This is a genomic window from Streptomyces sp. NPDC055966, from assembly GCF_042269865.1.
Taxonomy (GTDB): domain Bacteria; phylum Actinomycetota; class Actinomycetes; order Streptomycetales; family Streptomycetaceae; genus Streptomyces.
In genome coordinates, this window is record NZ_JBHJYK010000019.1 from 143385 (window position 1) to 155568 (window position 12184).

Sequence of the window (12184 nt, forward strand, 5' to 3'; positions counted from 1 at the left end):
CGGTGCTCGGTGGTGGGTGGTGACCCGGCGGCCCCCGAACGCCAGAACACCCGATAAGCACGGGTGTACCGGCCCGTGCGGCCCGTCGCATGTCACAGCGCCATCGCCGACACCATGGGTGCGCGAGCCACGCCGGGCGCCGCAGTCCTGGCTGTTCCTCACATGTCGAGGTTGGGTCGGCCGGTCGTACGGTCCGCTTTCAGTAAGCCGGTACCACAGCGGGCCGGTGCGGCCCGGTGTCGCACCGACCGGTCACAGGGACGTGCGCGGGGCGGCGCCGGGCGGGGTGGGACTGCCGGGCGGCGCGCCGCGTCCGCGCTCCCCTCCCTCTCTCCCCACCACTCATCGGAGTCGCACCATGCTTCACTCCACCTGGCGCAGAGTCTTCCGACGCGGCGCAATGGCCGCCGCATTCGGCGTTTTTGCCGCGGGCCTGACCGTCGTCGCCCCGCTCGCCTCGAATGCGGCGGCCGCCGGCACCCTCCAGCAGGTCACCGACTTCGGCTCGAACCCCGGCAATCTGGCGATGTACGAGTACGCGCCGGCGAACCTTCCCACGAACGCCCCGCTGGTCGTGGCTCTGCACGGGTGCACCCAGTCGGCGAGCGACTACCACACGCACTCCGGCTGGCAGAAGTTCGCCGACGAGTGGGGCTTCGCCGTGGTCTACCCGCAGACCAGCGCTGCCAACAACAGCCTGTCCTGCTTCAGTTGGTTCGACTCCACGAAGGACACCCGCGGTAGCGGCGAGGCGGCCTCGGTCAAGCAGATGGTCGACACGGCCGTGACGCAGTACGGTTCGGACCGTGGTCGCATCTTCGTCACCGGCCTGTCCGCCGGTGGCGGCATGACCGCGGATCTGCTCGCTGACTATCCGGATGTGTTCGCCGGCGGCTCCGTCGACTCGGGCATCCCCGCGCAGTGTGCCACCACCCAGACGGCCGCCTCCGGCTGCCAGTACAGCAACCAGAACCTCACCCCGAAGCAGTGGGGCGACAAGGCTCGCAACTCCTACCCCGGGTACTCGGGCCCATGGCCGCGGGTCGCCATCTGGCAGGGATCCTCCGACACCACCGTCGCCCCGGTCAACGGCACCGAACTGCGCGACCAGTGGACCGACGTCTGGGGCATCGGCCAGACGGCCTCCAGCACCCAGAACCTGACCGGCGGCACCACCGAGAGCATCTACAACGACCCCGCCGGCAAGCCGGCCGTGGCGCTCTTCTCGGTCTCCGGCATGGCGCACGGCCTCGCCGTCAACCCCGGTTCGGGCGCCGACCAGTGCGGTACCACAGGCACGTACTACCTCAACTCCATCTGCTCCAGCTACTACACCGCGAAGTTCTGGGGCCTGGACGGAAGCGGCGGTCAGGGCGGCACCGGTTCGCTGCCCGCCCCGTCCGGCCTCACGGTGACCGGCACCACCGACACGGGTGCCTCGCTGTCATGGAACTCCGTCAGCGGCGCCGCCTCGTACAACGTCTACCGCGACGGCACGAAGGTCGGCTCCGCGACGGGCACCACGTACACCGACACCGGACTGTCCGCCGGCACCACCTACGGCTACACCGTCGCCGCGGTCGACTCCTCCGGCGCCGTCGGCGCGTCGTCCGTTTCGGTCACGGCGACGACGACAGGCTCCGCACCCCAGTGCTACACCGACAACAACTACAACCAGGTGGCGGCCGGCCGCGCCCACCAGAGCGGCGGATACACCTACGCCAACGGCTCTGACCAGAACATGGGCCTGTACAACGTCGCCGTCACCCACACACTGAAGGAGACCTCCCCGGGCTACTTCGTCATCGCCGACTCCGGCTGCTGAACCGGCAAGGGCCGCCACGCCTGCGCCGGCTGGTCAGAACAGCCGGCGCAGGCGGCGGACTGGCCGGTGAGAGCAGCCTCGCGGAAGACGCGCGCCACCAGCCTTCCTGGAGGTTGCGTCTGCAGGCGCCGACGGGGATGAAGCCGATGGGGATGAAGACGTGCCGGATCCCGGGATGGTCCCCAAGCCATGTGCGGGTGGACACGCTGTGGTGCGAGGACAGGTTGTGGGTGACGACGTTTCATGTCTGCCGCGTGCCCGCGGGGCCCCGTGGACCAGGCCTTCTCCGGCCCGCGGTCGTGGTCGACCTCGGACTTGATGTGCTGGCCGTCCGGCGATCAGCCCGGCCCGGCGGGAAGGCGCGGGGGAGCACCGGTCCGGGCTCGTCGGCGCAGACGATCCGAGGACTGAGCCGCTTGAGGTACTCGATGACCGGCAGCCCCAGGCCCAACCGGCGCGAGACCAAAGGCCGGTCTTCAGCAGGGCCGACACGGGCCACCTCCTCCTCGACGGCGGCGACGAGCAGCGGGCGGTCGGGCCGCATCAGGCCCAGCAGCCGCGTGGACGCAAGGGGCGGCGGCGGTGTCGATCGCCGTGCCGTCCAGGCTTCGGCACGTGCGGCGGACCCACGGCGCCGTGCGCACCCTCTGCCGGGGCGCGGCAGCGGCACGGGATGCCGTGCGCGCTCGAAGCAGTCTCGCCTCGGCCAGGAGTGACCAGGTCGAGGGGGTGGCCTGGCAACTCGCTAAAGTGATATCACTTTGAATGTGACCGTGGACCGAAACAGTGCTGGAGCACGGACCCAGGCGCCCCCCTCCGGGCCCGCGATCGTCGTCGACGGGTTGACCAAGCGCTTCGGCGAACGCACTGCGTTCGCCGACGTGACCTTCTCTGTCGACTACGGCGAGGTGTTCGGCTTCCTCGGGCCGAACGGGGCCGGGAAGACCACCACCGTCAGGACGCTTGGCACCCTGCTCGCCCCTACCGCCGGCTCCGCGACAGTCGCGGGCCTGGCGCTGAACGCCGCCAACGGCGTCGAGATCCGCCGCCGGATCGCCGTCATGCCCGAGTCACCGGGCCTGTATCTGCGCCTCAGCGTCACTGAGAACCTCGACTTCTTCGCAGGCCTGTACGAGCTCGACAACCGGCGTACCCGCATCGAGCACGCCCTGCGGGCCGTCAACCTGCTCGACCGTGCGGACGACCCGTGCCGCTCACTCTCCAAGGGCCTGCGCCAGCGCGTCGGCCTGGCCCGCGCCCTGCTGAGCGACCCTCAGATCCTCTTCCTGGACGAGCCGACCTCCGGCCTGGACCCGCTGGCCGCCCGCGATGTCCACGAGCTCATCGACGGCCTGCGACGCCGCGGCGTCACCATCTTCCTCACCACGCACCGCCTCGCCGAGGCCGAGGCCCTGTGCGATCGCGTCGGCATCATGAACACCACCCTGCGCACCATCGGCCGGCCCGACGAGCTGCGCGAGCGCCTGTTCGCCAAGACCCTCCAGGTCTCGACCCGGGCGCCGCTCGCCGAGCCTCAGCGCGTCTTCGCCGACCTGCCCGGGGTGGAGGACTGGCACCCGAGCAGGTGCGACGAGAGCGGCGTCGGCTACGTGCTGGCCGTCACCGATCCGGATCTGGCCGCGCCTGCCGTAGCCCGCGCCGTGGTCGCCGAGGGCGCGGACCTGCTCACACTGAGCCCCTCGCGGCACTCGCTGGAGGACGTCTACCTCCAGCTCATCGACGAGGACGTGGAGGCGCAGGCGCGATGACGAACCCGACAACACTCCGGCCCACCGGCCGGCCCACGAGCCGACCGAGCTGGACCCGCATCCGAGCCCTGGTGCGCAAGGAGCTGAACGACTACCGGCGCAACCATTTCATCACCACCACGATGGCCGTGATGCCGCTGCTGTTCATGATCGAACCAGTGATCACCGTGTTCAAGCTGCCCGCGAACGCTCCGGCGTCCAAGCTGGACGCCCTGGTCGGCGTCTCGTCACTGGAACTGATGTTGATCCCGGCCCTCGTGCCGGCGGTGGTCGCCTCCTACGCGGTGGTCGGCGAACGCGAACAGGGCACGCTCGAACCGGTGCTGACCACCCCGATCCGCCCGGCCGAATTCCTGCTCGGCAAGGCGCTGGCGGCCTTCCTGCCAGCGCTTGTGATCGCGTACGCGATGTACGGGCTCTTCCTCGCCGCCGTCGGAATGTTCGCGCACCCGAACGTCGTGCACGACGTCTTCCAGGCCCCCAGGATCCTCGCGCAGCTCCTGTTCACCCCGCTGCTCGCGCTCTGGTCGATCTGGGCCGCCATCGCCATCTCCACCCGCGCCGGCGACGTCCGCGTCGCCCAGCAACTCAGCTCGCTCGCCAGCCTGCCACCGCTCTCGGTGACCGCGCTGATCGGCTTCAACGTCATCCAGCCCAGCGTCGGCGTAGCGGTGAGCCTCGGAGCCGCCCTGTTCCTCATCGACGCGCTCGCCTGGCGGCTGGTGTCCACCCTGTTCCACAGCGAACGCCTCGTCACCGGCGCCAAGGCCTGAGGCCGACCTCCACATGCCTTCGCCCGGCATCTTCACCGAGCCCACGAAGCGCCTGGCCACATCCGTACCGTCGGCGAACTCCAGGAGCACCCGCCACCGGTGTATCGCCCATGGGCCTGACTCTGATTGAGGAGGTCCCGTTCGTGTGTGTGGTTGTGTGCAAGGAGGCGGGGTACGGGTTCGACCCGATCCGGGGGGTGCTCCGGCGTCGAGGTGAGGACCGCAGAGACGAACGGCCACCGGCTGACCTTCGAGGTGTCGAAGCTCGAAGGAGATCAACACGATGACCGCACCTGACATCCCCAAGATCCGGCAGGGCAGTTACTTCCCGCACCGGCTCCTCGCACGCCGTCGCCGGGCTGAGCAGGTTCTCGCCTCGGTGGTCGCGACTGCCTGTCTGTTGGGTGTCTCCACCCGCCGGGTCGAGAGGCTCGTCGAGTCTCTCGGTGTGACTCAGCTGGCATCGACGTCGCCACCTGCGAGGACGGTGCTGCCGGGGCTCGCCTTCCTGCTCTCGCGCATCGCCCGCAGTCGCCGTCGGCGAGCCCCTGATGGTGTTGGAGATCGAGTCGTCCAGCGCCTCGCTCGTCGTCCTGAGCAGCTGTGGACCGGGTGCGTTCGGCAGCCTGCTCCCTCTGGCACTTGGATTGCGTCTGTTTTGCGGATGTCAAGAAACGCCCTTGCGGTCAAGTAGCCACATCGACAACGTTGTTGATGGTAGGAACTCCTCCGTGACCGAACGGAGGCCGTACCCGAGCGACCTGTCCGACACCCGGTGGGCGTTGACCGGGCCTGTGGGTGCCGCTAATCCGGTCACCAACGCTGAGCTGGGGCTTTCCCTGCCATGTGATTGCCTCGCGCACGTGTACGGCAACGCGGCCGACCGGCACGCGCGGCAGCGCCGGTACCGGACATGACCGACAGGGAGTGGACGGCGATCCGGCCCACAGCGCCGCTTCTCAGCCTGCGTCCGTGGACCGAGCGGCTCGACCGCTACACTGCCTGCGCTGGTCGAACTGATGATCCAAGGGTTGGGGCTGTGAATCTAAAGGCTGGACGCGTTGTGTGCGCAGCGGCTCTCTCGTTGGGCATCATTCCGGTGTCGGCGTGCAGCAGCGCCGGCGGGACGGCCCAGGCACCCCACACGCCTTTCCCAACTGCCGCAAGGCGGTCCACACAGTCGAGTTCCCACCCCACCCATTCACCAGTCGGCTCCACTTCGCCTTCGGCGGCAAGTGGGACTCCAATGACGGAGAGTCAGCTAAAGGCTGCCGTGATAGCCGCCGCAGACGTTCCGGGTCTGCAAGCCGACACAGCACATGACAGCACCGGGATCATGACCCGAAGGCTCACGGCGAGCTCCGGAGGGCCGGTCTGCACGGAATTCCTGAACGCTTCCAACGCGTCCGCAGACTCCTACCATCCCTCTTCCGAGCTGGGTAGGGCCTTCACTGCCCACACCACCGCCGGAACGATGAAGATCAGGGTCTCTTTGGTGGGCCATGCCTCGTCGGCCGATGCACAGCAGGTCATCAACGACACTCGTAGCTCTGCCAAGGGATGCTCCTATCTTACGGACGAGGGTGGGAAGCAGCGCATGAACCTGGCTCCCCTGCCGCTGCCGGTAATGGGCGACGATTCCACCGTTACCCGCATCGGTATGATCTCCGGCAGCCTGAGCGAATGCGTGACCGTTGGCCTGGTGCGAGTTGGCACGGTATCGCTCACCATCACGGTGTTCGCACATGACGGGTATTACCCCCATATGCTCCAAGAGGTGGCGAAAGCATCCGTGAGCAAGCTTCAAAATGCACAACGCTAGATCACAGTCTCCCATCCCGATGCAGGCCTGACCTTGCGACGTCAGGGAAGGCCCGAGCGGTGTAAGAAGCCTGGCGCCGTACTGATCTTGGGGTTTGTCGATCGAACGGGAGTCCCGATTGGGTGGTCGCGGTGCGCTCAGCGCATACGAGCAAGGGGCTTACCGGTTCGGAAACGCCACCGACAACATCTCCCGGCATCCGCACTATCCGACGGACCTGACGTACGCGGAAGCGGGCGGGAAGGGCAGCCGGAGGCGTACGGCCACCGGGCATTGCTCGATACGATCCGCAACCGGGTCGACAATGGCGTCAAGTGGCAAGTTATTAGAATTCGAGATAACGATCGGGCAGGGTGGTGGACGGAGGTATGAGTCGCCCTTGCCGGGAGGATTCGTCAATGCCGTCGTCCGTGTCGGGGGCACGGTGCGTCGTCCAGCCTCTCCTCGCACGAACTTCGTGGGTGATCTCCTGAGGTTGCTCGAAGCCGGTGGCTGGTGTGGAGCTCCGCGGTATCTCGGTGTGGACGAGAAGGGCCGCGAGGTGCTCAGTTACCTCGATGGCCATGTCGCTCGGAGTCGCGACAGCCTGCTGCTGGGGCGTCGGACGAGAGCCTGGTGGCGGTCGCCCAACTCGTGCGCGAGTTCCGCAACCTGACGGCCGGCACCGGTCGAGCGGCTCGCTTCGGCCAGCGGCGTTCATCGACTGGGACCTTGTGGCGCCGGGCGCCCGGATCCGGGACATCGCTCATGCCTGCTGGCAGTACCTCGGTCTGGGCCCTGCCGTGGCTGACGCCGGGGAGACAGCCCGGCGCATGAGACTCATCGCTGACAGCTACGAGTTGTCAGCCTCGGCTACCGCAGTCCCGCCGACTACGAGGCAGTCTTGGCGGCCGGACCACGACAACGATGGTGTCCGTCAAAGCATTCCAAGAGTCAGCGATCCGGGCCCCGCCCCGGTGGATAGAACAGTTTCCTAGCTGATGAAGCGCTTGTTGGCGGCCTTGGCAGCAGCGGAGACCAGGCCATCGCGGTTGTGGGGGGTGTTGATGGTGAGAGCCATCAGGTTGGCGCCGTATCGGACGATGAGTACCGGGTCGGCAATGGTGCCATCCCCGCCGGAGAGAAGTTCTGCGCTTTGATCCCCGTAGCGGGGAGCAGGCGACCGGGTCAGCGTGAATGTCGCTGCGGGCGTCGGTGAGGTGATGGTGCCGACAGGACAGGCAGCCGCGTCGCGCAGCAGGTTGTTGGCGGCCTGTTCGGCCCGGGCCGGGCTGGAGAAGGAACCCACCCATTCGTCCAGGCCTGCCCCGGTCATGGGATTTCCCAGAGTGCGGAAGGCGAACTGCTTCGCCGAGAGCCTGCCAACCCGCGGATTCGCTGCGAAGGAGGCCATGGCGTCGGTGCAAGCGACCGATCCAGGCTTGAGTGTACGGAAGCCTGGCGGCTGGTCCACTCCTGTCTGAAGGGTGCCGAAGGTCTTGTAGCCGACGCCGAGTTCGTCGGGAGTGAGTAGCCGTTGGATGAGCTGGGCCGTGGTCAACGCGGGCATGCCGGAGGTCGTAGGCGGGGCGGCGCGGACCGTGGAGGCCGGCTGGGTGCCGGCGCCAGAATGGCCTGTGCTGCTCGTGGCGTTGGGACTGCAGCCGACGACCAGCAGGATGCTGAGCATCCCGGCCATGGCACCGGTCACCAGGGAGGGTCTCGCTGGAAGGGTGAACACCCGCCTATCCAATCCGGTCCGCGGTGCCATTACCAGGGACGATGTTGTGTGACCTCAGCGGTCCCGTACACCGGCACACGGGGGCGTACACACAGACTTCGTCAGCGGTGTACGGATGAACGAGGGCAGTTAGTGCTGTGCGGGTCTGGTTTCGTCCAGCGCTGCTGCCTGTCCCTGGAGGGCCTGTATCAGTGTCCTGACCTGGGCGTGGTTGCGGCGGAGGAGCGTGGCTACGCCGACGTGCCGGGTCGGAGTCGGCGGTGCGATCGGGACGGTGCGCAGTCCTGCCACGTGCGGGGTGTGTGCGATGGAGGGGATCAGCGAGATTCCCGTGCCCGCAGCGACGAGCGAGCGGGCGAAGAAGTAGTCGGTTGTGGTGCCGCGCACCTCCGGGGTGAATCCGGCACGTTCGGCGTAGCGGCGCAGGTACGTCTCGGTCTTGCGGCAGCCGAGTACCCAGGGTTCGGCGGCCAGTTCGGCGATGTCGATCGCCTCGCGGTCGGCCAGGGGATGGGCGTCGGGCAGGACGACGTACAGGGGGTCTTCCATGAGCGCAGTCCACGCCAGGCTGGAACTCGGGCCCCGCCGGCCGGGCAGCGGGCCGTCGAAGTGGTAGGCGAGGGCGAGGTCTACGGCGCCCTGGCGGACCAGCGGCAGGCTGTCTTCGGGCTCGCTCTCCCTGACGTGCACCACGGTCTCGGGATGGGCGGCGGTGAGGCGGGCGAGTGCACCGGGCAGCAGGAGCCTGCCGCCGCTGGTGAACGTGGCGATGGTGAGCTGAGTGCGGCCGCTGCCGAGCCGGTCGACCTGCTGTTTGGCGTGTTCGAGTTCCGCGGCGACCGACTCGGCGGCCCCGACCATGATCCGGCCGGCCGGGGTGAGAGTGACGCCGCGTGTGCTGCGCACCACGATCTGGGCGCCGAGGCTGCGCTCCAGTGCAGCGACGTGCTGGGACACGGCTGAGGGGGTGAGGCGGAGGACTGCCGCCGCCCGGTTGAAGCTGCCCACCTCCGCCACCGCTCGCAGGACACGCAGCCGCTGTACATCGATCAACAGTATTCCTTAATACGTTTCCAGTAAGCAGGCGCTTCTGCTGACGACGGTAGATGTCCAGGATGGGGGCATGCAAAAGATCAGCGTCATCGGCGGAAGCCGGTACTTCGGAAAGCTCCTGGTCGAGCGCCTGCTGGCCGGTGGCCACCAGGTCACGGTGATCAATCGGGGCTCCACCTCGCCGCCTGCCGGAGTCGAGCACCTCGTCGTCGATCGCAACGACGAGGCCGCCCTGATCGCTGCGCTCGGCTCCCGCACCTTCGACGTGGTCGTGGACCAGGTCTGCTACACCCCGGTGCAGGCCGCGATCGCCGCCCGCGCCTTCAGCGGCCGCACCCGGCGCTACGTCATGACCTCCACCATCGAGGTCTACGACCCGGCGACCGCCGCACTGCGAACCGTCCCGCCCGGCACTCCGGTGCCGGAGGAAGTCGTCGACGCATCCACGTGGCGGGTGGCCATGGACCTCCCGTGGCACGTCGCGGCGTACCTACAGGCGCACTACGCCGAAGGCAAGCGCCAGGCGGAAGCCGTCTTCGCCCGACATCACGGGTTCGATTTCACCGCCGTGCGCAGCGCCCACGTACTCGGTGGCGGTGCGGCGGAGTTCACCGGCCGGCTGGCGCACTACGTCGAACACGTCACCCGGGGCACGCAGATCACCGTGCACGCCGAAGTGCTGCCCACGGTCTTCATCCACTACGAGGAGCTGGCGGACCTGCTGCTGTGGGCGGCCACGCTCACCGACGTCACCGGCCCGATCAACGCCTGCTCAGACGGTCCACTCGACGTCTACGACCTGGGTGCCGTCATCGCCGCACAGGCCGGCAGGACGGCCGTGTACCGGAGCGCCACCGCGGGCGAGCCGGCCTCGCCGTTCTCCTTCGACCGCCACTACGCCATGAGTAACGCCCGCGCCAAAGAACTGGGTTTCTCCTTCTCCCACACCACCGACTGGCTCCCCGGCGCCGTTGCCGAAGCCCTCGGCACATCCGCCGCCCCCGCCGCCTGAGGAACAGACACATCATGCAGTACCGCACCATCGCAGACACCACCGTCAGCGCCATCGGCCTTGGCGCCATGCCGCTGTCCATCGAGCACCGTCCGGACGAACAGCAGGCCATCGCCACCATCCACGCCGCCCTGGACGCCGGGGTCACGCTCATCGACACCGCCGACAGCTACCATTGGCACGCCGGCGAAGCCGGCCACAACGAGCTCCTCATCGCGCGCGCCCTGGCGCGCTACAGCGGCGACACCTCTCGCCTCCTCGTCGCCACCAAGGGCGGCCGCGGGCGCCCCGGCGACGGCAGCTGGACCGTCACCGCCACCCCTGCCCACCTCAAACGCGCCGCCGAAGCTTCCCTGAAGCGCCTGGGCGTCGAGGCCATCGGCCTGTACCAGCTGCACAAGCCGGACCCGGCCGTGCCCTGGGCGGAGTCCGTGGGCGCGCTGCGCGAACTGCTCGACACCGGCACCATCCGCGCCGCCGGGATCTCCAACGTCACCACCGGCCAGATCCGCGAGGCGCACGCGATCCTCGGCGACGGCCTCGTCTCCGTACAGAACCAGTACTCTCCCGCAGTCCGCCGCAGCGAGCCCGAGCTGCGGCTGAGTACGCAGCTCGGGCTGGCCTTCCTGCCCTGGAGCCCGCTGGGTGGCATCTCCCGAAGCTCCCTCGACGAACCCTCCGGCCCGACTGCTGCGAGCACCGCCTTCCACCGCATCGCGGCCGAGCGCGGCGTCAGCCCCCAGCAAATCGCCCTGGCCTGGCTGCTGACCCGCTCCCCGGCGGTGATCCCGGTGCCGGGCGCCAGCCGCCCGGCATCGATCCAGGACTCTGCCAAGGCGGCCGATCTTGAGCTGAGCGAGGCGGAGCAGGTGCAGCTGGAAGAAGCACTGCCCGACTGAGTGCCGCCACGTGTCGGTCGGTTGACGGATGAACCCGACGCCCGACCACCACGGGTGAACACCGTCGAACCCTGGGCCGGCCGCGTATGCCGACTGCGCCACTACCTGGACGCGCCAATCTCCGCCTGCCGGAAGGAGTTGGAAGTGCTCCACGTCGTAGTGCTCGCCGTTGTGCTGCCACTGCCGGAGCTGGAAGGTGACGGTTCACTCTCCGCCGTCGGCGCAGTCGTTGACCCAGCGGGCTTGCGAGGCGCCGATGTACGACGGCGCCTCGGACTCCATGAGCACCCCTGCCCGCGACGACCTCAGCAAGATCATCACACGCCGTACCCACAACTCGACGACACCCAGCGTCTGCCTGTAGAAGCCCAGCAACTGCGTTTCCCCGAAGGCTGGTTCGAGGCGGCCGTGGTGTGCCTGGCTCCCTGCTGCGCAGCCGATCCACACGCGCGCCATGCCAGGCACCCCCATATCCTAGGGACCGCCGTACCCGCCCCCCGGAGGTATTCGATGACCAGCTCAGACACACCGGACCAGCCCGTCCCGCAGACCGACACGGCCGCAGCCCTGATGAAACGACTGGCCGAACAGCTCGGTAGCCGGGCCTCGGTGTCAGCCGTCTTCGGTGAACCCGTCACCAGCGACGGAATCACCGTCATTCCGGTCGCCGAAGTCGGTTTCGGATTCGCCGGGGGCACGGGCCCCGAAGCCGGAGCCGCCAACGCCGGCGCAGGAGGGGGCGGAGGCGGCGCCCGCCCCCGTGGCTACATCGAGATCAAAGACGGCATCGCCACCTACAAACCCCTCCGAGCCTCCTGGGCGAGTGTCGCCGTACCGCTGGCCGCCCTCCTGGCAGGAACCGTCGTCCCCCTGCTCGTTCGCCGCCTCGCCAAGCGCCGCTCTCGCTGAAGAAGTGCAACGACGAACCAGACATCAACTCATGTACCGCCCTCTCAGCCACTCCCGGCGAGATGTGCGAGGTGCGGGATGCCGTCGTGGCGAGTGCATGGTCGCTGCGCCCGTCGACTGGGCGACGCCCCGTTGTGCGTCGTGTTCGTCGTGACCGAGTTGGCGGTGCGCCGGTTCGAGTGGCTCAACTCCCTGTCCCGGTAGTGACGTTCGCCGAGCAGATTCCCGGACTGACCAGCCCGTATGACCGTTGCATTTCGCTGCTGGGAGGCGGGTGGCAACGGTCCGTGCCGATCGGGAGTGTGCAAGGTTCCGGGAGGGTCACGTGACCAGCCCCGCGTTGCGGAGTGCCGACGATGCCACCGCTCTCCACGGCGCAGGCCCGCCGGGTGACGTCCGGGC

At 68.4% G+C, this 12184-nt stretch carries 10 protein-coding genes and 1 pseudogene; 8 read left to right on the forward strand and 3 right to left on the reverse strand.

What is annotated here, in order from left to right; translation table 11 throughout:
* The first annotated feature begins 400 nt into the window (after window positions 1–400).
* From ACFC8N_RS34275 to ACFC8N_RS34295, 5 genes and pseudogenes are all read left to right on the forward strand, one after another.
* On the forward strand, window positions 401–1825 hold the full coding sequence (locus tag ACFC8N_RS34275; protein ID WP_376292603.1) for a PHB depolymerase family esterase: 1425 nt from the start codon (window positions 401–403) through the stop codon (window positions 1823–1825).
* Between the two features lie 773 nt (window positions 1826–2598).
* Complete coding sequence (locus ACFC8N_RS34280) at window positions 2599–3594, forward strand: ABC transporter ATP-binding protein (protein ID WP_376292605.1); 996 nt, start codon at window positions 2599–2601, stop codon at window positions 3592–3594.
* Complete coding sequence (locus ACFC8N_RS34285; RefSeq protein WP_376292607.1) at window positions 3591–4367, forward strand: ABC transporter permease; 777 nt, start codon at window positions 3591–3593, stop codon at window positions 4365–4367. The genes ACFC8N_RS34280 and ACFC8N_RS34285 overlap by 4 nt, the downstream gene beginning before the upstream one ends.
* A 298-nt stretch (window positions 4368–4665) precedes the next feature.
* A pseudogene (locus tag ACFC8N_RS34290) lies at window positions 4666–4836 on the forward strand (transposase); the annotation flags it as partial.
* A 1005-nt stretch (window positions 4837–5841) separates the two neighbouring features.
* Complete coding sequence (locus tag ACFC8N_RS34295) at window positions 5842–6189, forward strand: hypothetical protein (protein WP_376292610.1); 348 nt, start codon at window positions 5842–5844, stop codon at window positions 6187–6189.
* Window positions 6190–7162: 973 nt separating this feature from the next.
* Here the strand turns inward: ACFC8N_RS34295 and ACFC8N_RS34300 are convergent.
* Window positions 7163–7858: a hypothetical protein gene (locus ACFC8N_RS34300; RefSeq protein WP_376292612.1), complete on the reverse strand. Its 696-nt coding sequence runs from the start codon at window positions 7856–7858 to the stop codon at window positions 7163–7165.
* 180 nt (window positions 7859–8038) lie between these two features.
* Complete coding sequence (locus ACFC8N_RS34305) at window positions 8039–8962, reverse strand: LysR family transcriptional regulator (RefSeq protein WP_356033775.1); 924 nt, start codon at window positions 8960–8962, stop codon at window positions 8039–8041.
* Between the two features lie 70 nt (window positions 8963–9032).
* On the opposite strand from ACFC8N_RS34305, the gene ACFC8N_RS34310 reads away from it, so the two are divergent.
* Window positions 9033–9974, forward strand: a complete 942-nt coding sequence (locus ACFC8N_RS34310; protein ID WP_376292615.1) for an NAD-dependent epimerase/dehydratase family protein — start codon at window positions 9033–9035, stop codon at window positions 9972–9974.
* A gap of 14 nt (window positions 9975–9988) precedes the next feature.
* Complete coding sequence (locus ACFC8N_RS34315) at window positions 9989–10873, forward strand: aldo/keto reductase (RefSeq protein WP_376292617.1); 885 nt, start codon at window positions 9989–9991, stop codon at window positions 10871–10873.
* 204 nt (window positions 10874–11077) lie between these two features.
* On the opposite strand, the gene ACFC8N_RS34320 is transcribed toward ACFC8N_RS34315, so the two are convergent.
* Window positions 11078–11329 carry a hypothetical protein gene (locus ACFC8N_RS34320; protein ID WP_376292620.1) on the reverse strand — a complete coding sequence of 84 codons (252 nt, stop codon included), beginning with the start codon at window positions 11327–11329 and terminating at the stop codon, window positions 11078–11080.
* Between the two features lie 54 nt (window positions 11330–11383).
* Here ACFC8N_RS34320 and ACFC8N_RS34325 point away from each other — a divergent pair, with 54 nt between their 5' ends.
* Window positions 11384–11782 carry a spore germination protein GerW family protein gene (locus tag ACFC8N_RS34325; RefSeq protein ID WP_356033767.1) on the forward strand — a complete coding sequence of 133 codons (399 nt, stop codon included), beginning with the start codon at window positions 11384–11386 and terminating at the stop codon, window positions 11780–11782.
* The last annotated feature ends 402 nt before the right edge of the window (window positions 11783–12184 follow it).